Below are 21,382 nucleotides of genomic sequence, written 5' to 3' on the forward strand. Positions count from 1 at the left end.
AAGTGGAAAATGGTACAATTGACAAAGAATCTCAGGGCGGCAGGTGGAATCATTTGAACAAAACATATCAAGTGCGGATCGTGTTGTCTGTTCTTGCATTTATTTTAATCTTAAGCTGGGATTTCTTTTATTATCTAGGCGGCTATCAAATTAATTGGCCGCTCGATCTAGCCTTTACAGTCTTGGTTTTAACAGGGATCTGGGTTGTCTCAGGCTATGTAGACCGCTTAAATCTACTTGTGTCAGACTTAAATAAGAGAGAAAAAGAAGCACATGAACTGACAGAGCGGCTGAATCGAATCACAGATAACTTGCAAGAAATCGTCTTTGAAACAAACGAGAAAGGTGAAATTATTTTCTTAAATCAAGCATGGACACAAATGACAGGCTATGACATAGATGAATGTCTAGGCACAATGTACAATCAGTACTTTGATCAAGAGGAGCGCGTGGTCCAGCATTTGTTATCTGTGATCAAGGAACATAAGGATGCGGGGCGGGTAGAACTGCAGCTTCTCCATAAAGAGGGAAAGAAGGTATGGGGAGACGTTCATTACAAGCTCTATTTTGATGAGCATCACCAGTTTACCGGAGGGATTGGGACGGTTGCTGATATTACGAAACAAAAGCAGGCAAAGCTTGAGCTTGAAAGATCCAATCAGCAATTGCAAATGCAGGCGCAAAAGCTGGCTGTTGCTGGACAAATAGCTGCTGGGATCGCCCATGAAGTCAGAAATCCACTGACATCAGTAAATGGCTTTTTGCAGCTGATGAAGACACAATATCCTGAAAGAACCGATTATTTTGACATTATCTTTTCCGAAATTAAACGGATTGATTTTGTTTTAAGTGAGCTGCTTGTATTGGCTAAGCCTCAAGCGGTCCATTTTCAAGAAGTCCAGCTTCATGAGCTCCTAGAACAGGTGATTACCTTATTAAAAACAAATGCAGTTCTTTCAAATATTGATCTCAAACAGCCATTTAAAAAGCAGGATGCCGGTGCTATCCTAGCAGACGCTAATCAAATGAAGCAGCTGTTCATTAATTTAATTAAAAATGCCATTGAGGCAATGCCTGAAGGTGGCAGCATATACATATCTACAGAAAAAGTATTGAATGAATGGAAGATTACCATTCAAGATGAAGGAAAAGGGATGTCTGAAGAGGATATTCAAAAAATATATGATCCTTTCTTTTCCACGAAAAAAGAAGGGACAGGGCTTGGTTTGACCATCTGTGCGACGATTTTAAAAGATCATCACGGAAGAATGGACGTATCCAGTGAGCTTGGAAAAGGCGCAGCTTTTCAAATCTATTTGCCTGTGTGTCAAAAAAGCAGGCAGCAGCAAGTTGAGAGGACGTGATGTCATGACGATAAAAGCTTTATTTGTATATGGGACGCTATTGCTGCATGAAGAGCACCACGAAGCGTATATGAAGGAAAGCAGGCTATTAGCTAAATCAGCTTGGATGAGTGGAAGGATCTATGATACAGGTCAAGGATACCCAGCGTGCGTTCCCGCAGAAAAAGGCACTGTATACGGGGAATTGTACGAGGTGGCCGCTGATGCGTTGAATAAGATAGATGTACTAGAGGAAGGGTATGACAAGCAGGAAATCAATGTCATGACGGATCAAGGTCAGGTAGAGGCCATGACATACACTTTGCCAGAGCAGAAGACATCAGCTCTGAAAGAAATAAAGAGAGGGTGCTGGAAAGCTTATAGACTGTGGCAGCAGAAGCCGTCATCCTTCTATTATTTTGCCTATGGCTCCTGTATGGATGATGCAAGATTTAAGCTGGCAGAAGTCAATCATCACTTCAAACAAATCATCGGCGGAGGAGTACTAAACGGTTTTACCACGAGATTTACATTGGTGAGGCCAGATGGATCAAGAGCTGATATGGTAGAAGACGGCGGCGAAACAGAGGGTGTTTTATATGAAGTTCCTTTTGATGCCATTCGTTATTTGTATAAACGAGAAGGAGTATATGAAGGTACATATCGTCCAGCTTTTGTCGATGTCAAAATAGGTGATCAAATTTATGAGAACTGTTTAACCTTTCTTGTGCTTCAAAAGAGCGAAGAAATCGCTCCGCCAGCTCATTATCGCAGTGAAATTGAAAAAGGAGCAGACCTTTACTTAAGTGAAGCGTTCCGTAAAAAAATTCGTTCGCATATGGATTCATTAATCAAACCGTAGTAAAATGCATGTTAAGTGAGATAAAAGGAGTCTGAACATGAAAAAGGAATATGCAGTCATTGGTCTTGGACGCTTTGGCGGAAGTATTTGCAAGGCGCTGAGCGAAGAAGGACTTGAAGTCATGGCGATGGATATGAATGAAGATCGAGTAAACGAGTACGCGAAAATTGCCTCACATGCGGTCATTGGTGATTCGACGGACGAAAACGTTTTAAAAAATCTTGGTATTCGCAATTTTGATCATGTGATCGTTGCAATTGGCGAAAACATTCAGGCAAGTATTTTAACAACGATTATGCTGAAAGAGCTTGGTGTCAAGATGGTCACTGTGAAAGCGCAAAATGATTACCATGAAAAGGTGCTCAACAAAATTGGAGCGGATCGCGTCGTTCATCCAGAGCGAGATATGGGGAGACGGATTGCACATAAAATCATTTCAAATAACGTGCTTGATTACCTTGAGCTGTCAGATGAGTACAGCCTGATTGAGATTGTTGCAAACAACAGGCTTGCGGGGCATTCTCTTTTAGATCTTGATATTAGGGCAAGATACGGTATCAATATTGTGGCGATTAAGCGCGGAAAGGAAGTCATTGTTTCCCCGCTGGCTGATGAAATGATTCAAAAAGAAGATATCCTCATTGTCATTGGGGCAGTAGCCGATATAGGACGCTTTGAAAAACGAGAAATGCAGAACGATTATTAAACACTCCGATGACTTGGGGTGTTTTTTACATGAATGTGTTCATGACAGGTGGACATTGAGATGGAAATAGACACTGAAAAGGGTTGCTTTGTTCATGTATAACCGCAAAAATAAGTCATCCTATTTTTCATGCAATTATCACTATTCAGAAATAAAAATCAGTGTTTTGATAAGGTTGATTTTCTCTAAATGTCATTGACTGGACAAACAGATTCGTTTACGATAAGAAACATTATATTGTTTACTTGGAGGAGGCAGTGTCGTTGGATAAGGAGCTTTTCAGACATCAAATTGAGGTAGCAGCAAAGAGAAAAAAAGCAGCCCTCGTGATTAAACATGCGAAAGTCATGGATGTGTTTAACCAGGAATGGATAGACGCAGATGTCGCTGTTGAAAATGGACAAATCGTCGGGATAGGAGAGTACGAGGGAGAACAGGAGCTTGATGCAGCAGGTCAAATGCTTGTGCCCGGTTTTATTGATGGCCACGTTCATATCGAGTCCTCTATGGTCACCCCTGCTGAATTCTCCAAAGCTGTCGTTCCGCGCGGTGTGACAACTGTCGTAACAGATCCGCATGAAATCGCCAATGTGTCAGGTATAACAGGCATCCGTTTTATGCTGGAAGAAGCGAGAAAAGCTGCCTTACATATTTATTTCATGCTGCCATCCTGTGTACCGGCAGTCAGTTTTGAACGATCAGGTGCTACATTAAAAGCGAAAGATTTAAAGCCCCTTTATCAAGAGAAGGAAGTGCTTGGTCTTGCTGAGGTGATGGACTATGTCGGTGTGGAGCAGGCAGAAGAAGATATGCTTCAAAAGCTGCTTGATGCTCAAAACGAGAATAAATTAATTGATGGCCATCTAGCAGGCTTAACAGACCGATTAATAAACGTTTACCGCACGGCCAATGTCCAAACAGACCATGAGGTGACAACAGCAGAGGAAGCCCTTGAACGTGTAAAACGAGGCATGTATGTCATGCTGAGAGAGGGATCTGTTGCCAAAAACGTGAAAAACGTTTTACCTGCTGTGAATGAGAAGAATGCGAGACGTTTTTTCTTTTGTACAGATGATAAACATTTAGATGATTTAATGGCGCAGGGAAGTATTGATGAGCAAGTACGGATGTCCATAAAAGCAGGCTTAGATCCATTTTTAGCCTATCAAATGGGAAGCTTAAATGCCGCAGAGTGTTTTGGTCTTAAAACAAAGGGAGCCATTGCACCAGGCTATGATGCTGATTTTATGCTCGTCTCAGACCTTCATCATGTAGACATCTCAAGCGTATTTATTGCGGGAGAATTGGTTGCGCAGCATGGAGAGTACAAACCGAGTGTCGAAAAGATCGCACCGAGCCCAGCATTATTACAATCTGTTCATGCAGTAGACGTTCAAGAGCAAGATATTGCACTGCCTATCACAGACGATCAAAAAATGAATGTCATCCGTATTATTCCGAATCAGCTTGAAACAAAGTTAGAACAAGTCACTCCTTCAGAAACGAACGGACAATTTACAAGTGATACAGAGAGAGATGTATTAAAAATGGTGCTTGTCGAACGTCATCAAGGTTTATCTGAAATGGGGGTAGGGATTGTCAGCGGCTTCGGCATCAAACAGGGCGCGATTGCAACAACGGTTGCACATGATTCACATAACTTAATTGCAGTTGGCACAAATGATGCCGATATTATTAAAGCGATTGAGGCGTTAAAAGAAGCAGGCGGCGGTTTGACCGTTGTCAAAGAAGGCCAGTCTCTTCATACGCTGCCATTACCGATCTCCGGTTTATTGTCAGATCAGCCGGCACATCTCGTCAATGAAAGCCTCCATGAACTCCATGAAGCACTAAAAGAAACTGGTTTTTCCTTAGACTTTAATCCGTTTTTGACGCTGTCCTTCTTGGCACTTCCAGTCATTCCTGATGTGAAAATGACGACAAAGGGCTTGTTTGATGTCAGAAGCTTTCAGCACCTCCCAATTCAATCATAAAAGAATGAGAAACTGCATGTATACCTTGTATATGTGCGGTTTTTTTCAATGCTTGATGAAAAAAAGAGACACAGCCAGTCGGCTCGTGTCTCTTTTTGTTATTACACTTCCATAATAATCGGTAAGATCATTGGGCGGCGTCTTGTTTTTTCATAAAGGAAAGGTGCAAGTGTGTCCGTAATTTCGTTCTTAATTTCCGACCACTGAGTTGTCTTACGTTCCATTACTTTTTCAAGATGCTTTGAAATCAAATCTTGTGCGTCGTTGATGAGGTCTCCAGATTCTCTCATGTAGACAAAGCCTCTTGAGATGAGATCAGGACCAGCAGAGATTTTGAATTCTTTCATGTCCATGCTGACGACCACAATGACAAGACCTTCTTCTGAAAGAATGCGGCGGTCTCTTAAGACGATATTCCCGATATCGCCAATTCCGCTTCCGTCGATATACACGTTACCTGATGGAATTTTGCCAGCGACACTTGCTTCGTCACCTTTTAGTGCAAGAACTTCACCGTTATCCATGATAAAGCAGTTTTCCTCAGGAATTCCGCAATCATTCGCAAGCTTAATATGCGTTTTTTGCATGCGGTATTCACCGTGAATCGGCATAAAGAATTTTGGTTTAATTAAACGGAGCATCAGCTTTTGTTCCTCTTGTCCGCCGTGACCAGATGTATGAATATTATTGAGTGAGCCATGAATGACCTCAGCGCCAGCACGATAAAGCTGGTTAATGGTGCGGCTTACGCTAATATTGTTACCCGGAATCGGTGAAGATGAGAAGACAACAGTGTCTCCAGGATTAATCGAAATCTGGCGGTGAGTGCCGTTTGCAATACGTGAAAGAGCAGCCATCGGTTCACCTTGGCTCCCAGTACAAAGAATGGTCACTTTGTTTGCTGGTAGACGGTTGATTTCATTATGTTCAATAAACGTGTTTTTCGGACATTTAATGTAGCCAAGATCTTGTCCAATATCAATGGCAGACTCCATACTGCGTCCAAACACAGCAACTTTTCGGCCGTTGGCAACAGCGGACTCAATGACTTGCTGAAGTCTGTGAATGTTTGAAGCAAACGTAGCAAAGATGATACGTCCGTCGACTTTTCTAAAGATGTCATCAATGCTTTCGCCTACGCGTCTTTCAGACATCGTAAATTCTGGAATTTCACTGTTTGTACTATCGGATAAAAGACATAGAACGCCTTCTTTCCCGATTTCAGCCATTTTTGTTAAGTTGGCAGGCTCGCCAACAGGCGTAAAGTCAAACTTGAAATCACCTGTATGTACGATGTTACCAGGAGGTGTCTTCACGACAATTCCATAAGAATCTGGAATACTGTGTGTTGTTCTAAAGAAAGACACAGCTGTTTTTCTAAATTTAATGGTATCTTCTTCTTCAAAAATGTGAAGTTTTGTTTGTCTCAAGAGACCGTGCTCTTCCAATTTATTACGAAGTAGGCCGATTGCGAGTTTGCCGCCGTAAACTGGAATATTCACTTGCTTGAGAAGGTAAGGGATACCGCCGATGTGGTCTTCATGTCCGTGAGTGATGAAAAGACCTTTGATTTTATCTTCGTTTTTAACTAAGTACGTATAGTCAGGGATGACGTAGTCAATTCCAAGAAGCTCATCTTCAGGGAACTTAATACCAGCATCAATTAAAATGATTTCATCTTGAAATTGAACGCCATACGTGTTTTTACCGATCTCGCCTAAACCGCCGAGCGCAAAAACTGCCGCCTGATCGTTTTTAACAAATTTCATTCCTCTCATAGCTCCAATACTTTAAAATTTTCACTTTCTCGTTCATAGTCTAAAAAAGCACCGTCTACAGGCTGAATGAATTCAATGTTGTAGCTATGTTTTTTCAACTTATCGCGTACGTCTCTTTCAGAAACCGCTTCAACGTATAGTGAATCTGTGTGTTCTCTTACAGGTACCTCAGTAGTACTTGCCTGAAAAAATACCTTATATATCATCCAAATCTCTCCTTAAATACCGTATGTTACACTCGCTAATTCTATTATATTAAAAAAACGCGCATAAGAAAAGTCTCTGAGAAAAAAGGACCTTCGGCAAATGTGCGGAAGATCCTTTTAAGCGATCGATTTTTTACGAAGCATGTCCTTCCATTGTCTTCTAATTTTCTTGCGCAGACGACGAAGCATCACAGGTCGCCTCCTTTCGGTTTGAAGTCAGATTAGACCATGTATTCCGTTCTCTCTTTATACTTGTATTATATGACGATTCCATTGAATGTTACATGGTTATATGTGGGAAATAGGCGTTTTCATAGGAAGTGGTTTCGAAAGAGGAAATCTTTCTGTATGATGAAAGGGAGTGGGTATACATAACAAGAGACAGGAGACGGGATATGAATAAAAAAGTCATCTTCTTTGATATCGACGGTACTTTATATGATCATGATAAAAAAATACCTGAATCAACGAAGCGAGCGGTTCGCTTATTAAAAGAAAAAGGCCATCATCTCTTTATTGCATCTGGGCGGTCGCCTTTTTTGATTCAGCCTATTTTAGAGGAATTAGGGCTTGACTCCTTTATTGCTTATAACGGTCAGTATGTCATGTATGAGGGAGAGGTCATTTACGGCAATCCGCTGAAACTGGAGCTGATGGAGCAAATTTATGAAACGGCGGATCGTCATGATCATCCGCTTGTTTTCATGGGGGAAAAAACGATGAAGGCTTCTGTGCCAAATCATCCGTTTATCCATGAGGGGATTGGGACTTTAAAAACAGAGCATCCTGAGCATGATTTGTCTTACTTTAAAGAAAACGAGATTTTTCAAATGCTGTTATTCTGTAAGGCTGAAGAGGAAGTCCAATACGAGGCGTTCCGCGAAGAAATTGATCTTGTCAGATGGCACGAGCTGTCAACAGATGTCCTGCCAAAAGGCGGGTCGAAGGCTGAAGGCATTAAACGAGTCATCGAAAGGCTGCCTTATGATCAAAAGGATACCGTTGCCTTTGGAGACGGTCTGAACGATCGAGAGATGATTTCATTTGCTGGAACTGGCGTTGCCATGGGTAATGCTGTGAATGAATTAAAAGATTTGGCTGATTTTGTGACAAAGCCAGTAGATGAAGACGGCATATTCCATGCAGTGACTCATCTAGGCCTCATTGAAGAGTAAAAAAAGAAGACCCTTAGGCTAATGGGTCTTCTTTTTATTTTATGATCTGCCGATCGCAACAGAGTTGTCTGGCTCAGCGAAGGGCTGATCCTTTTGAATATGATCATAAAACATAATGCCGTTTAAATGGTCGATTTCATGCTGAAAAACAATGGCCGGGAAACCTTTTAGGCGAATATCAATGTCTTCTCCTTCAAGCGTTGTGGCCTTCACCCTGATCTTTTGATATCGAGGGACAAATCCAGGAATGGCTTCATCAACAGATAAGCAGCCTTCACCAGTTGCTAAATAAGCTCTTTTGACCGAGTGGCTGACAATGCGCGGGTTGAAAAGGGCATAGCTGTATTCCTCTCCATCTTCGTCCTCACAGTGAACAGCGATCATCCGTTTACTGATATTAATTTGCGGAGCTGCTAGTCCAACGCCGGGTCTGAGTCCATACTTTTCAGCCATGTCAGCATCCTGACTATTTTTGACGAATTCAATCATGTCAGCTAATTGCTGTTTTTCCTCTTCTGTCGGCGGGAGCTCGACCGCTTCAGCTGTTTGTCTTAAGACGGGATGTCCGTCCCGTACGATATCTTCCATGGTAATCACAAATCTTCACTCCTATTTCCTTTGTATGTAAAGTATATAAAATGATACACAACATATGCAATGAAATAAAGAAGACCGGTCCTATGAGACCGGTCAGAGGCTTAAACAGCCATTAGCAGCAGCCGCCACCGCCGCCTAAGAATGCTGCGCCAACGATGATTAATAGGATGAAAAGGACAACGATTAAAGCGAATGTCCGTCCTCCGCCGTATCCGTAGCCACCGCCATAACTTGGGTAACAACAGCCACCGCCATATCCACCACCGTATCCATACCCGTGACCGCCGTATCCACCATACATACTTCCATGACTATAATTAGACATACTTTTGACCTCCTTTGGAAATACACTCGGCCTCATAAGTGAAGGCGAAGCGTGTAATATAAACTATGTATGAATGCACTATTTGTATAGTCATACGCCTATCACTTGAAAAAAATCTTCTCCGGCTCATCAGGATGACCTCTTTCCTTGTCACAAGCGCCTATAAAAATTATAGTGGTATGTGGAGATGTAAAGGGGGAACCTTGTGATGAGACAGATGAGAAGAAGCATGAAAGCATGTGCTGCTTTAGCGGGGATATGTACCCTTTTGCTGGCGGGATGCGGAGGTCAAAGTCCATTTCATGACATGCAAGATGCGATGACGAAAATGAGCGAAAAAGAGGCATCCTTTGAAAAAGAGCAAGGTACACTGCAAAGCTATGAGAAAAAAGAGCAGCAGCTCTATACAAAAATGATTCAAACCACAAAAGATCATACAAAAACAGTGTCAAGCCTTTCTGATCAGGCGTTAGCATCTGCAGCGAAACGAAAAGAACATTTAAAAACAGAAAAAGACAGCATGGATGAATCGAAAAAAGAATTGAAAACGGTAAAGGAATCTGCCGGACGTATAAAAGATACGGATTTAAAAGAAAAAGCAGATGAAACGGTCAAATCGCTTGAGAAAAGATATGCGTCGTATGACCAGCTTTACAAGGAATATCAAAAGGCGCTGAAACAAGATCAGCATTTGTATCAATCTTTAAAGAAGAAGGACTTAGGATATGAAGAGTTGAAATCCAAGCTGAAGACGGTGAACCGTTCTTATAGCAAAGTCAGAAAAGAAGGTAAGAAGTTCAATCAATATACAAAGCAATTGAATGAGCATAAACAGGCTTTGTCTAAAGCGGCAGATCAAGAATCCCAAAAGAGCTGAAAAAACAGCTCTTTTTTTATTTTTCGACAAAAACAAACATTTTCTATTGTAGTACAGCAGTATACTCTATACTAGTACAGTTCGAGGTGTTTGTTAAACAGATTGATACAGCTCACTATAAAAAGTAAAGCGAATACATTTATTTAAATAAAGCCGTTAAATCAATTGACGGACTATTTTTCTTGTTGTAAACTAGTCCTTGTTAACAGAAGTTGTATTAGTTTTTTGTGAACTATCGTTAATACAGTTAGAAGAACTCAAAAACGAGCGATCATCTAATGTTTCGACAACGATCCTAGTGGCTATTAAATACAGGAGTCATATGTGTATTTTGGGTTATCCTATATCTGTATGTATAAATGGATTCACGACAAATTGACTGTTAAAAGAAAGGAAGAGGTGACTTTAGAATGGCTGCAAAAACAAAAAAAGCAATTGTTGATAGCAAAAAGCAATTTGATGCCATCAAAAAGCAGTTTGAAACGTTTCAAATTTTAAACGAAAAAGGCGAAGTCGTAAACGAAGCGGCAATGCCGGATCTCTCAGATGACCAATTAAAAGAATTAATGCGCCGTATGGTGTTTACACGTGTATTAGATCAACGTTCAATTTCATTGAACCGTCAAGGACGTCTTGGCTTCTATGCGCCTACAGCTGGACAAGAGGCTTCTCAGCTTGCAACTCACTTTGCACTTGAGAAAGAAGATTTCATTCTTCCGGGATATCGTGATGTACCACAATTAATCTGGCATGGCCTTCCATTAACAAAAGCGTTCTTGTTCTCTCGTGGACACTTTGTTGGTAACCAAATGCCTGAAGATGTGAATGCACTTTCTCCACAAATCATTATCGGTGCACAAATCATTCAAGCTGCTGGTGTAGCTCTTGGTTTGAAAAAGCGCGGTAAAAATGCTGTTGCAATCACTTACACTGGTGATGGCGGAGCTTCACAAGGTGATTTCTACGAAGGTATCAACTTTGCAGGGGCTTACAAAGCGCCAGCGATTTTTGTTGTCCAAAACAACAGATATGCGATCTCTACACCTGTTGAGAAGCAATCTGCTGCACAAACAATTGCACAAAAAGCAGCTGCAGCTGGTATCGTAGGCGTACAAGTTGACGGTATGGATGCATTAGCTGTATATGCAGCAACTGCTGAAGCTCGTGAGCGTGCTGTAAATGGCGAAGGTCCAACATTAATCGAAACTCTTACATTCCGTTACGGTCCACATACAATGGCTGGTGACGATCCAACAAGATATCGTACAAAAGAAGATGAAAATGAGTGGGAGCAAAAAGATCCATTGGTACGCTACCGCAGATTCTTGGAAAACAAAGGCCTATGGTCTGAAGAAGAAGAGAATAAAGTCATCGAAGATGCAAAAGAACAAATCAAACAAGCGATCAAAGAAGCTGACGAACAGCCTAAGCAAAAAGTCACTGACTTGATTGATAACATGTACGATGTGAAACCATTCAACTTAGTTGAACAGCTTGAAATTTACAAACAGAAGGAGTCGAAGTAAGCCATGGCGCAAATGACAATGATTCAAGCGATCACTGATGCGTTACGCACAGAACTGAAAAATGACGAAAACGTTCTCGTTTTCGGAGAAGACGTTGGTAAAAACGGCGGCGTATTCCGTGCGACTGAAGGATTGCAAAAAGAGTTTGGTGAGGATCGTGTATTCGATACTCCACTTGCTGAATCTGGTATTGGCGGTCTTGCAATTGGCCTTGGACTACAAGAATTCCGCCCAGTAATGGAAATTCAATTCTTCGGATTCGTTTACGAAGTATTAGATTCTGTTTCTGGACAAATGGCTCGTATGCGTTACCGTTCTGGCGGACGCTGGCATTCTCCAGTGACAATCCGTTCTCCATTCGGTGGAGGGGTTCATACTCCTGAGCTTCATGCTGACAGCTTAGAAGGTCTTATCGCACAACAGCCTGGTATCAAGGTTGTCATTCCTTCAACACCTTACGATGCAAAAGGACTATTAATTTCTGCAATCCGCGACAACGATCCGGTTGTGTTCCTTGAGCATATGAAACTTTATCGCTCTTTCCGTCAGGAAGTTCCTGAAGAAGAGTACACAATTGAAATCGGTAAAGCTGACGTGAAACGTGAAGGTTCTGACCTTTCAATCATCACTTATGGTGCAATGGTTCACGAATCACTTAAAGCTGCTGAAGAACTTGAAAAAGAAGGCGTTTCTGCTGAAGTGATCGACCTTCGTACAGTAAGCCCGCTTGATATTGAAACAATCATCGCTTCTGTTGAAAAAACAGGTCGTGCGATCGTTGTTCAAGAAGCACAAAAACAAGCTGGTATTGCTGCAAACGTAGTAGCTGAAATCAATGACAGAGCAATCCTTAGCCTAGAAGCACCAGTACTTCGTGTAGCTGCACCTGATACTGTATTTGCTTTCTCTCAAGCTGAGAGCGTATGGCTTCCAAACCATAAAGACGTGCTTGAAACAGCTAAGAAAGTTCTTGAATTTTAATTAAATGACAGAGGGGAAAAGAATTTATTTCTCTTCCCCTTTATCAATTACATGACCGTGTAAATATACACAACAAGGATTCAACAAAATCTAGGAGGCGAAAAACAGTGGCATTTGAATTTAAACTTCCGGACATCGGAGAAGGTATCCACGAAGGTGAGATCGTTAAGTGGTTTGTAAAACCAAACGACGAAATCAATGAAGATGACGTTTTAGCAGAGGTACAAAACGATAAAGCAGTTGTAGAAATTCCTTCACCTGTTAAAGGAAAAGTATTAGAATTAAAAGTTGAAGAGGGAACAGTTGCAACAGTAGGACAAACAATCATTACGTTTGATGCACCTGGTTACGAAAATCTTCAATTTAAAGGCAGCGAAGAAGAAGGCGAAGCAAAAACTGAAGCTCAAGTACAAGGTACTGCTGAAGCTGGTAACGAGCCAGAGAAGAAAGAAGTGGCACAAGAAGAAGCGGCAGCAGCAACTGGTGCAGGCGCACAAGAGCAAGTAGATGCTGATCCAAACAAACGCGTCATCGCTATGCCATCTGTACGTAAATATGCTCGCGAAAAAGGCGTTGAAATTTACAAAGTTGCAGGTTCTGGTAAAAACGGACGTGTGTTAAAAGAAGATATCGACAGCTTCGTTAATGGTGGTTCTGCAGCTCAAGCAGCAGCACCTCAAGCAGCTGAAAGTGCGAAAGAAGAAGCAGCTCCTAAAGCGGCAGCAGCTCCAGTTCTTGAAGGAGAATTCCCAGAAACTCGCGAGAAAATGAGCGGCATCCGCAAAGCGATCGCGAAAGCAATGGTGAACTCTAAGCATACAGCTCCTCACGTAACATTAATGGATGAAGTTGATGTAACGAACCTTGTTGCACATCGTAAACAATTCAAACAAGTTGCAGCTGATCAAGGAATCAAGTTAACTTACTTGCCTTACGTTGTAAAAGCTCTAACTTCTGCTTTGAAAAAGTACCCAGTACTTAACACTTCTATCGATGATAAAACAGATGAAGTTGTTCAAAAGCATTACTACAACATCGGAATTGCAGCTGACACTGAAAAAGGCCTGCTCGTTCCAGTTGTGAAAAATGCAGATCGCAAAGCGATTTTCGAAGTGTCTAACGAAATCAATGAGCTTGCAACAAAAGCACGTGATGGTAAATTGGCTCCAGCTGAAATGAAAGGTGCATCTTGCACAATCACAAACATCGGTTCTGCTGGTGGACAATGGTTTACTCCAGTCATCAACCACCCAGAAGTAGCGATCCTTGGTATTGGCCGTATCGCTGAAAAAGCGGTTGTTCGTGATGGCGAAATCGTTGCAGCTCCAGTCTTAGCTCTTTCCCTTAGCTTTGACCACCGTATGATCGACGGAGCTACTGCGCAAAATGCCCTTAACCACATCAAGCGTTTATTGAATGATCCACAATTAATTTTAATGGAGGCGTAATGTCATGGTAGTAGGAGATTTCCCAATCGAAACAGATACTCTTGTCATCGGTGCAGGTCCTGGTGGATATGTAGCTGCTATTCGTGCTGCACAGCTTGGACAAAAAGTAACAATCGTTGAAAAAGGAACACTTGGCGGTGTATGTCTAAACGTTGGCTGTATTCCTTCAAAAGCATTAATCAATGCTGGCCATCGTTTCGAAAATGCTAAGCATTCTGAAGACATGGGTATCAAAGCTGAAAACGTAACAGTTGATTTCACAAAAGTTCAAGAGTGGAAAGCTTCTGTTGTTAACAAATTAACAGGTGGAGTTCAAGGTCTTCTTAAAGGAAATAAAGTAGACATCGTTAAAGGTGAAGCTTATTTCGTAGACAGCAACTCTGTACGTGTAATGGATGAAAATTCAGCACAGACTTACACTTTCAAAAATGCAATTCTTGCAACTGGATCTCGTCCAATTGAATTGCCTACTTTTAAATACACAGACCGCGTGATCAACTCAACTGGTGCTTTGGCGCTTAAAGAAGTACCTAAAAAGTTAGTTGTTATCGGTGGTGGATATATCGGTACTGAGCTTGGAACTGCTTATGCAAACTTTGGAACAGAAGTTGTCATCCTTGAAGGTGGAGACGAAATCCTTCCAGGTTTCGAAAAGCAAATGAGCTCATTGGTTAAACGTAACCTGAAGAAAAAAGGAAACGTTGAAATCCATACAAACGCTCTTGCAAAAGGCGTTGAAGAAAAATCTGATGGTGTCACTGTTACTTTCGAAGTAAAAGGTGAAGAAAAAACAGTTGATGCTGATTACGTACTTGTTACAGTTGGTCGTCGTCCAAACACGGATGAGCTTGGTCTTGAGCAAGTTGGTGTTGAATTGACTGACCGTGGAGTTGTCAAAACAGACAAACAATGCCGTACAAGCGTATCTAACATCTATGCAATTGGTGACATCGTTGATGGACCACCACTTGCACACAAAGCTTCTTACGAAGGTAAAATTGCAGCTGAAGCAATCGCTGGAGAGCCAGCTGAAATTGATTACCTTGGTATTCCTGCTGTTGTATTCTCTGAGCCAGAACTTGCAACTGTTGGGTACACAGAAGCAGAAGCAAAAGAAGAAGGAATCGACATCGTTGCAGCGAAATTCCCATTCGCAGCGAACGGACGTGCACTTTCTCTTGATGCAACTGATGGCTTCATGAAAATGATCACTCGTAAAGAGGATGGTCTTGTTATCGGTGCACAAATCGCAGGTGTTGGCGCTTCTGATATGATTTCAGAGCTTAGCCTTGCAATCGAAGCTGGAGTGACTGCTGAAGATATCGCAATGACAATTCACGCTCATCCAACTTTAGGTGAAATTACAATGGAAACGGCTGAAGTAGCAATTGGAAGCCCAATTCATATCGTAAAATAATGAACCTATTAAAACCCTCTCCTTGATGGAGAGGGTTTTTTTGAGCGCTCCCATATGAAAAACCCCTCATGAGATGAGGGGCTTTTTCATATGGATATATAAGTGCAAGGTTAGGCCATTAATTTGTATTCACGCGGTCTAAAGCGTGGCATAAGGGCGATAAAATATCCTCTTTGCTGCTGACATTTCCTTCAACCTTCACAATGACTTTTTCATTATTTACAAGTAAAATAGCCGGCAATTCGTCTACTTCATTTTTCCAGCCTTTACGATCTTCTTTCACAATCATCTTTGACATTTCCTTCGGATATTCATTCTTTAAATCGAGGACTGCATCATAATAAGGACTTTCTTTATCAAGATTTTCTGCATCTGTAAAAAAGAGAATTCTTGGTTTCTGAATATGACTGACTTGGTCGGTCTGATTCGGTATGATATACGCAAATGAGCATGAACTAAGTACAAAGAGCATGGGGAATATAATGAGAAGTGACCTCATAAAATTCAATCTATTCACCTCAAAATCCTTTGGGGTTGTCCCAACATTTTTAGGAGCTGGTTACCTGTTAGTCACTCTAGTGTATCATGTCCTTTTTGACAATTTTCGATTGTTACTCAATTGTTACAGAATTGATATGAAGCAAAATACAATTGAAACGTTCCCTCAATATGATGAGAAAAAAGCACATAATCATAAAAAATATTTAAATGTGTCATACAGTTAACCGTTGACAACTTAAATGTGACATCATATTATAGAGATATGAAATAGATTAAACGCTTTCAAATTATGAATGAAGAAAAGGGGAATGTACGTGGGTACAATTATTTGTCAAGATTGCAATGAAACCATTGATCAATTTGAAAATGAAAAAGTGACAACGCTATACGGAACGTGTGGTCACTGTCATTGCTGTGATGAAGCCTCTGAATAAATAAAAAAGCATGCAGCTCCATTTGGGGCTGCATGTTTCTTTTTTATAAAATTGGTTTTTGTTCTTTAATCACGCGGATCATTTCAAGCGTTGAATCTTCTGGTCCTTGGACAGGGAGACCAATTTCAATGTTTTTAAAGATATATGAGATATTTTCTTCTGTGATAATTTCTCCTGGTATAAAAATAGGAATGCCTGGCGGGTACACCATAACAAACTCTGCGATGATGCGGCCCGCTGCTTCTTTAAACGGAACCACTTCTGTTGTGGCGTAAAAGGCGTCACGCGGCGTCATGGCAAGCGATGGAATCTCAGGCAGCAGGACTTCTGTGACCGCTTGTGTGTCGCTCTCACTTGTAGAGGTTGCGGCAATTTCCTTCATAGCCGTTATAAGCGTATCGATTGTTTCATCAGAATCACCAGGGGTCACAATACATAAAATGTTGTAAAGGTCAGAGAGCTCCACTTCAATCCGGTAGCTTTCTCTCAGCCATTTTTCGACATCATGGCCATTTAGCCCAAGGTCTTTAATTGAGATAATTAATTTCGTTGGGTCATAATCGTACGTAGAAGCTGAAGCGAGTATTTCCTTGCCAATACACGTAATGCCATCAATTTGGTTCAAACGGTTTCTCGCTGATTCAGCCAAACGGATGGCTTCATCTGCAAGTGCCTTTCCTTCAGTGGCTAATCGCTTTCGAGCGACATCAAGTGACGCCAAGAGCAAATAAGAAGTAGACGTTGTCGTCAGCATGCTCAAAATCGATTGTACGCGATCTTTTGAGACAAGCCCTTCCTTCATATTTAAAATAGAGCTCTGGGTAAGGGAACCGCCGAGTTTATGGACACTTGTTGCTGCCATGTCGGCACCTGCCTGCATCGCAGATAGTGGAAGCTCATCGTGAAAATGAATATGCACGCCGTGTGCTTCATCGACAAGGACAGGCACATGAAATGAATGGGCAATGTCTACAATCGATTTTAAGTCTGCTGAAACCCCAAAATACGTCGGATTAATCACAAGCAGACCTTTTGCATCTGGGTGCTCCGTGAGCGCCTTTTTCGCTGATTCTGGTGTAATGCCGTGAGAGATGCCAAGCTCTTTGTCTATTTCTGGGTGAATAAAAACAGGAACTGCGCCAGAAAATACAATGGCGGACATAATCGATTTATGGACGTTGCGCGGAATGATGATTTTATCTCCAGGTCCGCATACGGTCATCACCATTGTCATGATGGCGCCGCTTGTTCCTTGAATGGAGAAGAATGTATGGTCAGCACCGAATGCTTCAGCAGCGAGCTCCTGTGCTTCTTTTATCATCCCTCGAGGTGAATGTAAATCATCAAGAGGTTCTATATTAATGAGATCAATGCTTAATGCATTGTCGCCAATGAATGCTCTAAATTCAGGGTCCATTCCGGCTCCTTTTTTATGGCCTGGAATGTGAAATTGGACTGGATTGGTTGCTGCATGCTTTTTTAGTCCAGTGTATAAGGGTGTATCATGTTGTGACAATTGCTTTCCCACCTTCATCGAAATACCTGCTATTATTGTGCCAATAATGGCAGATTTCATTGCATAAAACAAAAGAATTATATTATGAACTGATCGGAATGTAAAGCATAAAATCAATCGGTTTCTGATCGAACAGATGCTATAATAAAAGTTCAAATAAGAAATGAGTGTTAAAGTGAGGGACAAGTAAATGGAATATCAATATCCAATGGATGTCGACTGGACGACAGAGGAAAAGATTGCCGTTATTTCGTTTTTTCAAGCTGTTGAAAAAGCCTATGAAAAAGGAATTGCGAAGCAGGAGTTATTAGATACTTATAAACGATTTAAAGAGGTTGTGCCATCAAAAGCAGAGGAAAAGACGCATTGTGCAGCGTTTGAAAAGGAAAGCGGGTATTCTCCTTATCGTACAGTGAAATCTGCAAGAGAGGCAGAAGAGACAGCCATTATACGTATGTAAGAAAAAACGAGCCTGCATGGGCTCGTTTCAGCGTGTAGACAAACCCTCGCATTCGGTGTCAGTCCTGCGTGCCGGTGCTCACGAATGTCAAATTCGCTCCGCTCCGGTACTCGTCCTTCCTAGACTGCAAAGGTTTTCTATCACGCTGAAAAGAAGACAAAAGGCTAAAATGAAGATCATTTTAGCCTTTTGTCAACAATCAGAAACGAGCCTGCATGGGCTCGTTTTTTTATACAGATTCTTTTTGTGTAAAGCGGTATAGATAAGTCAACGTGCGGAAGGCATCTTCGATTTTTGATAAGAATTCTTCATTATTCATTTGAACGACTTCTTCTCTAGGCAGCTGAATGCCGCAAAGGAGCTCAGCTTTTTTCACCGTTTGGACACGTTCAAACAGCGTTTTCAGCTGTTCTGCATCAAGCTCGCTGTGACGCATGACATCTGGTTTCATATGATCTTTAGACCAAACAAAATCTTGTGGTATTTTCTTCTGAATGGTATCTAGTTCTTTTTCGAACAGCTGACCATACTCGCCTTTCACAGGAGATTCATAAATGAGCGCAAACCATACAAAGACATGTGTTTTCCAAAGCCCAATTTGAAAATGAGGGAGTTTTTTATACCCACGCTTGCTGTTTGCAAAAGCAACCCACGTATCATTTGGCGGATTGACTGATCTTCTAGCATGCTTTGCGACATGTACAAACATTTCGTCTCCTGTAATAGAAGAAAGAAGTGGTGCAAAGTGTTCACCAAGTGCCTCAAGCTTTGGACGGACTCTTTCTTTTAATACGGTCATTCGTTCATCTAAACCGTCAACTGTAAATGTCTCAAAATCTTCATCTCTAAAACGCATTTCACTCATATTATGCCTCCTGTATTCTTTAGCTGATCATATTTTATCATAGCTTGGGTCAAGCTCAAAAAAAGATGCACCAACAGATCAAAGATTGTAGAGGAAGTAGGACAGCGTTTAAAAACAACGATTTTGTGGTACATAATAAATAGGTAAAGACACAATTTTTAGAATGTCGTTGCGGTTATGCGATCGCTTCATACGATATAAGCAAGAACCAATTCTCTTATCGATTGAATTTTTTATCAATGAAAACTGACAAGGAATGAATCATTCTCTGGAAGGGGCGTTGACCAAATGAAGCAAATCGTGAAGCAGGGGTATAGACAGGAGAAAAAGAATCGCATCGCTGTGTGGAGATTAGAGGTGGATTATGAGCTTTCTACGCTTCATGAAGCCATCGAGCAAAAAGATGACATCCAAATCGAACGCAGCAAACGAAAGCTTGAGCGCCTAAGAAAAGAATGGGAGCAGCTTAAAGGGTAAAACAAGGTGAGGTAAAAACGAACCAATTCATCGGTTCGTTTTTGTATGAAGCTGCTTTTTTCTTGCTTTTACGTACATAATATCAGTATGCTAATACAAATAGGTATTACATAGAAAAGAGGTTTACAGTCTGATGACAAACTGGGTGGAAATTGACCGTCTTGCAAAGCTTTGGGTAAAAGAAGCAGGAAGCCGTATTAAAGCGTCCATGCAGGAAGGTCTATCAATTGAAACAAAATCAAATCCAAATGATCTTGTCACTAATATCGATAAAGAAACAGAACGTTTTTTCATTGAAAAGATACAATCGACATTTTCAGATCATCACATTTTAGGAGAAGAGGGACAAGGGGAAGAGGTGACCTCACTGGATGGGATCGTGTGGATCATTGATCCAATCGATGGCACAATGAACTTTGTCCATCAAAAACGCAACTTTGCCATTTCCATCGGGATATTTGAAAATGGCATAGGGAAAATCGGTCTCATTTATGACGTCATTCATGACGAGCTTTACCATGCGGTCAAAGGGGAAGGGGCCTATATGAATGATACCCTGCTTCCGCCATTAAAAGATGTAGCGATTGATAAAGCCATTGTCGGCATTAACCCGACCTGGGCGATCGAAAGCCCTTATTTTGATGCTAAACCGTTTGCCCGTCTCGTGCGTGATGTGAGAGGGACGAGAACGATTGGATCAGCTGCCCTTGAGCTCGCTTATATCGCAAGCGGCAGAAGTGACGCATACGTCACGTTAAGGCTTGCGCCATGGGATTATGCAGCAGGCTGTGTGCTTCTAGATGAAGTAGGGGCAGTCTACTCAAATATACACGGAGAACGCCTAACGTTTCTAGAGAAAAACAGCATCGTCGCCGGAAATCGATCCGTTTGTGAAAAGATCTTGCACGATTACATAAAACGCAGTGAAAATAAAAAATAAACCAAATCACTTCATGAGAATGAAGTGATTTTTTGTGTTTGATGAAACTTTTTGGTAACAAATGACTAGTTGTCGATATGAAAAAGTCAAGTGATCATTCTTTATTGGCTGAAATAAAAAACCCCCATCTGGGCGAACCAGGTGGGGGTTTTGAGCTTAGCTTAATTTTTCTTTTGCCATTTGAACTGCATCATAGAACGTTTTTAATTGCTCTTGAGGAATTTTCTTAAGCATTTGGTTGAAAACAAGTAATTCAGTAGAGCTGAATCCAAGACCTTTTGCAATTTTTGAATCAATTACAACGTTTCCTTTTTTGTCTAGAACAAGTGCATCACCAGCAAGATCAGCAAGTCTGATCACTGATTTGAAAAGCTTTTCGAATTTAGCTGCTTCTTCTTTCGTAAGACCAAGTTCAACAGCTTTTGCTGAATCAAAGATCAATTTCCCTTTTTCGTTTTTAGTGATGCTTTCACTGAAAACGATTGTAAGAACAGCTGCGCGATCTAAGAATTTCTCAGCAGTCGCCGCTTCTTCTTCAGTTAGTCCGAGCTCAACAGCTTTTTTCACATCAAATGTGTAGCTATTGTCTTCTTCAACAAATGAATTGATGAGAATGTTGATGACGCGCTCGTTTTTCTCCAATAATTCTTTAATGATTTGCTGCTGCTCGAAAGGAATCCCTTTGAAAGTTGCAGCACTTGCTTGCCCAGGAGCTACTGTTGTGAAGGTAAGGATAATAGCTAAAGCGAAAAATACAACAGAGCTGAGCGATTTACTCAAAAACTTCTTCATGCTTCTTTTCTCTCCCTTTTCTGTTAAATTTTGTTGCAAGAACAGCATACCATGAGAAACTTTGTGGAAGAATAGGAAAATTGTAACTTTATGTTTGGTTTTGGAGAACTATAAACGTTATTGTCGAAAAATGAAGAGGTTCAGATTGCTTACTTTTGCCAA

General features: G+C 41.2%; 22 protein-coding genes. 14 read left to right on the top strand and 8 right to left on the bottom strand.

What is annotated here, in order from left to right:
- Positions 1 to 53: 53 nt before the first annotated feature.
- From GKC25_RS06660 to ade, 4 genes are all read left to right on the top strand, one after another.
- Positions 54 to 1,364: an ATP-binding protein gene (locus GKC25_RS06660; protein WP_034662683.1), complete on the top strand. Its 1,311-nt coding sequence runs from the start codon at positions 54 to 56 to the stop codon at positions 1,362 to 1,364.
- A 4-nt stretch (positions 1,365 to 1,368) separates the two neighbouring features.
- A complete protein-coding gene (locus tag GKC25_RS06665) occupies positions 1,369 to 2,205 on the top strand; it encodes a gamma-glutamylcyclotransferase (RefSeq protein WP_187704479.1) in 837 nt (278 codons plus the stop codon).
- 37 nt (positions 2,206 to 2,242) lie between these two features.
- The gene (locus GKC25_RS06670; protein WP_012009816.1) at positions 2,243 to 2,911 is read left to right on the top strand and encodes a potassium channel family protein; all 669 of its coding nucleotides are present in this window, start codon (positions 2,243 to 2,245) and stop codon (positions 2,909 to 2,911) included.
- 263 nt (positions 2,912 to 3,174) lie between these two features.
- The gene (gene ade, locus GKC25_RS06675; protein WP_095285100.1) at positions 3,175 to 4,905 is read left to right on the top strand and encodes an adenine deaminase; all 1,731 of its coding nucleotides are present in this window, start codon (positions 3,175 to 3,177) and stop codon (positions 4,903 to 4,905) included.
- Positions 4,906 to 5,006: 101 nt separating this feature from the next.
- Here the strand turns inward: ade and rnjA are convergent, their stop codons facing one another.
- Both rnjA and GKC25_RS06685 read right to left on the bottom strand, forming a co-directional pair.
- Positions 5,007 to 6,674, bottom strand: a complete 1,668-nt coding sequence (gene rnjA / locus GKC25_RS06680) for a ribonuclease J1 (protein WP_012009818.1) — start codon at positions 6,672 to 6,674, stop codon at positions 5,007 to 5,009.
- Positions 6,675 to 6,679: 5 nt separating this feature from the next.
- Positions 6,680 to 6,889 (bottom strand): DNA-dependent RNA polymerase subunit epsilon, encoded by a 210-nt coding sequence (locus GKC25_RS06685; protein ID WP_003211882.1) that lies wholly within the window; start codon positions 6,887 to 6,889, stop codon positions 6,680 to 6,682.
- A gap of 395 nt (positions 6,890 to 7,284) precedes the next feature.
- On the opposite strand from GKC25_RS06685, the gene GKC25_RS06690 reads away from it, so the two are divergent.
- Positions 7,285 to 8,064: a Cof-type HAD-IIB family hydrolase gene (locus GKC25_RS06690; protein ID WP_034662673.1), complete on the top strand. Its 780-nt coding sequence runs from the start codon at positions 7,285 to 7,287 to the stop codon at positions 8,062 to 8,064.
- Between the two features lie 39 nt (positions 8,065 to 8,103).
- On the opposite strand, the gene def is transcribed toward GKC25_RS06690, so the two are convergent.
- On the bottom strand, positions 8,104 to 8,661 hold the full coding sequence (gene def, locus GKC25_RS06695) for a peptide deformylase (protein WP_034662672.1): 558 nt from the start codon (positions 8,659 to 8,661) through the stop codon (positions 8,104 to 8,106).
- 112 nt (positions 8,662 to 8,773) lie between these two features.
- A complete protein-coding gene (locus tag GKC25_RS06700; protein ID WP_034663866.1) occupies positions 8,774 to 8,962 on the bottom strand; it encodes a YjcZ family sporulation protein in 189 nt (62 codons plus the stop codon).
- Between the two features lie 232 nt (positions 8,963 to 9,194).
- On the opposite strand from GKC25_RS06700, the gene GKC25_RS06705 reads away from it, so the two are divergent.
- From GKC25_RS06705 to lpdA, 5 genes are all read left to right on the top strand, one after another.
- Positions 9,195 to 9,863, top strand: a complete 669-nt coding sequence (locus tag GKC25_RS06705) for a YkyA family protein (RefSeq protein ID WP_066030955.1) — start codon at positions 9,195 to 9,197, stop codon at positions 9,861 to 9,863.
- Between the two features lie 410 nt (positions 9,864 to 10,273).
- Positions 10,274 to 11,389, top strand: a complete 1,116-nt coding sequence (gene pdhA / locus GKC25_RS06710; protein ID WP_034662669.1) for a pyruvate dehydrogenase (acetyl-transferring) E1 component subunit alpha — start codon at positions 10,274 to 10,276, stop codon at positions 11,387 to 11,389.
- Positions 11,390 to 11,392: 3 nt separating this feature from the next.
- A complete protein-coding gene (gene pdhB, locus GKC25_RS06715; RefSeq protein WP_012009824.1) occupies positions 11,393 to 12,370 on the top strand; it encodes a pyruvate dehydrogenase complex E1 component subunit beta in 978 nt (325 codons plus the stop codon).
- A gap of 107 nt (positions 12,371 to 12,477) precedes the next feature.
- Positions 12,478 to 13,818 (top strand): dihydrolipoamide acetyltransferase family protein, encoded by a 1,341-nt coding sequence (locus GKC25_RS06720; protein WP_034662667.1) that lies wholly within the window; start codon positions 12,478 to 12,480, stop codon positions 13,816 to 13,818.
- Between the two features lie 4 nt (positions 13,819 to 13,822).
- On the top strand, positions 13,823 to 15,235 hold the full coding sequence (lpdA, locus tag GKC25_RS06725) for a dihydrolipoyl dehydrogenase (protein ID WP_003211097.1): 1,413 nt from the start codon (positions 13,823 to 13,825) through the stop codon (positions 15,233 to 15,235).
- A 118-nt stretch (positions 15,236 to 15,353) separates the two neighbouring features.
- On the opposite strand, the gene GKC25_RS06730 is transcribed toward lpdA, so the two are convergent.
- On the bottom strand, positions 15,354 to 15,734 hold the full coding sequence (locus GKC25_RS06730; protein ID WP_223251442.1) for a hypothetical protein: 381 nt from the start codon (positions 15,732 to 15,734) through the stop codon (positions 15,354 to 15,356).
- A 316-nt stretch (positions 15,735 to 16,050) separates the two neighbouring features.
- Between GKC25_RS06730 and GKC25_RS06735 the strand changes: the two genes are divergently transcribed.
- Positions 16,051 to 16,170 carry a GapA-binding peptide SR1P gene (locus GKC25_RS06735; protein ID WP_003212464.1) on the top strand — a complete coding sequence of 40 codons (120 nt, stop codon included), beginning with the start codon at positions 16,051 to 16,053 and terminating at the stop codon, positions 16,168 to 16,170.
- Between the two features lie 43 nt (positions 16,171 to 16,213).
- On the opposite strand, the gene GKC25_RS06740 is transcribed toward GKC25_RS06735, so the two are convergent.
- Positions 16,214 to 17,686, bottom strand: coding sequence for an aminotransferase class I/II-fold pyridoxal phosphate-dependent enzyme (locus GKC25_RS06740; protein ID WP_309415496.1), 1,473 nt, complete (start codon positions 17,684 to 17,686; stop codon positions 16,214 to 16,216).
- Positions 17,687 to 17,876: 190 nt separating this feature from the next.
- On the opposite strand from GKC25_RS06740, the gene GKC25_RS06745 reads away from it, so the two are divergent.
- Complete coding sequence (locus GKC25_RS06745) at positions 17,877 to 18,146, top strand: UPF0223 family protein (RefSeq protein WP_034662658.1); 270 nt, start codon at positions 17,877 to 17,879, stop codon at positions 18,144 to 18,146.
- 229 nt (positions 18,147 to 18,375) lie between these two features.
- Here GKC25_RS06745 and GKC25_RS06750 read toward each other — a convergent pair whose 3' ends face one another.
- Positions 18,376 to 19,011: a DUF1054 domain-containing protein gene (locus GKC25_RS06750; RefSeq protein WP_095285103.1), complete on the bottom strand. Its 636-nt coding sequence runs from the start codon at positions 19,009 to 19,011 to the stop codon at positions 18,376 to 18,378.
- A gap of 288 nt (positions 19,012 to 19,299) precedes the next feature.
- Between GKC25_RS06750 and GKC25_RS06755 the strand changes: the two genes are divergently transcribed.
- Together GKC25_RS06755 and GKC25_RS06760 are read left to right on the top strand one after the other, a co-directional pair.
- Positions 19,300 to 19,488 carry a hypothetical protein gene (locus GKC25_RS06755; protein WP_003211901.1) on the top strand — a complete coding sequence of 63 codons (189 nt, stop codon included), beginning with the start codon at positions 19,300 to 19,302 and terminating at the stop codon, positions 19,486 to 19,488.
- 133 nt (positions 19,489 to 19,621) lie between these two features.
- Positions 19,622 to 20,428, top strand: coding sequence for an inositol monophosphatase family protein (locus GKC25_RS06760; protein WP_034662652.1), 807 nt, complete (start codon positions 19,622 to 19,624; stop codon positions 20,426 to 20,428).
- A 156-nt stretch (positions 20,429 to 20,584) separates the two neighbouring features.
- On the opposite strand, the gene GKC25_RS06765 is transcribed toward GKC25_RS06760, so the two are convergent.
- The gene (locus tag GKC25_RS06765) at positions 20,585 to 21,220 is read right to left on the bottom strand and encodes a hypothetical protein (protein WP_066030952.1); all 636 of its coding nucleotides are present in this window, start codon (positions 21,218 to 21,220) and stop codon (positions 20,585 to 20,587) included.
- Between the last annotated feature and the right edge of the window lie 162 nt (positions 21,221 to 21,382).

The organism is Bacillus pumilus (genome assembly GCF_038738535.1).
In the GTDB taxonomy this organism is placed as follows: domain Bacteria; phylum Bacillota; class Bacilli; order Bacillales; family Bacillaceae; genus Bacillus.

Coding starts and splice junctions, on each gene's coding strand:
- GKC25_RS06665 (WP_187704479.1), top strand. CDS start 1,369: ATGACGATAAAAGCTTTATTTGTATATGGGACGCTATTGCTGCATGAA.
- GKC25_RS06670 (WP_012009816.1), top strand. CDS start 2,243: ATGAAAAAGGAATATGCAGTCATTGGTCTTGGACGCTTTGGCGGAAGT.
- rnjA (WP_012009818.1), bottom strand. CDS start 6,674: ATGAAATTTGTTAAAAACGATCAGGCGGCAGTTTTTGCGCTCGGCGGT.
- GKC25_RS06685 (WP_003211882.1), bottom strand. CDS start 6,889: ATGATATATAAGGTATTTTTTCAGGCAAGTACTACTGAGGTACCTGTA.
- GKC25_RS06690 (WP_034662673.1), top strand. CDS start 7,285: ATGAATAAAAAAGTCATCTTCTTTGATATCGACGGTACTTTATATGAT.
- GKC25_RS06700 (WP_034663866.1), bottom strand. CDS start 8,962: ATGTATGGTGGATACGGCGGTCACGGGTATGGATACGGTGGTGGATAT.
- GKC25_RS06705 (WP_066030955.1), top strand. CDS start 9,195: ATGAGACAGATGAGAAGAAGCATGAAAGCATGTGCTGCTTTAGCGGGG.
- pdhA (WP_034662669.1), top strand. CDS start 10,274: ATGGCTGCAAAAACAAAAAAAGCAATTGTTGATAGCAAAAAGCAATTT.
- pdhB (WP_012009824.1), top strand. CDS start 11,393: ATGGCGCAAATGACAATGATTCAAGCGATCACTGATGCGTTACGCACA.
- lpdA (WP_003211097.1), top strand. CDS start 13,823: ATGGTAGTAGGAGATTTCCCAATCGAAACAGATACTCTTGTCATCGGT.
- GKC25_RS06730 (WP_223251442.1), bottom strand. CDS start 15,734: ATGAGGTCACTTCTCATTATATTCCCCATGCTCTTTGTACTTAGTTCA.
- GKC25_RS06745 (WP_034662658.1), top strand. CDS start 17,877: ATGGAATATCAATATCCAATGGATGTCGACTGGACGACAGAGGAAAAG.
- GKC25_RS06750 (WP_095285103.1), bottom strand. CDS start 19,011: ATGAGTGAAATGCGTTTTAGAGATGAAGATTTTGAGACATTTACAGTT.
- GKC25_RS06755 (WP_003211901.1), top strand. CDS start 19,300: ATGAAGCAAATCGTGAAGCAGGGGTATAGACAGGAGAAAAAGAATCGC.
- GKC25_RS06760 (WP_034662652.1), top strand. CDS start 19,622: ATGACAAACTGGGTGGAAATTGACCGTCTTGCAAAGCTTTGGGTAAAA.
- GKC25_RS06765 (WP_066030952.1), bottom strand. CDS start 21,220: ATGAAGAAGTTTTTGAGTAAATCGCTCAGCTCTGTTGTATTTTTCGCT.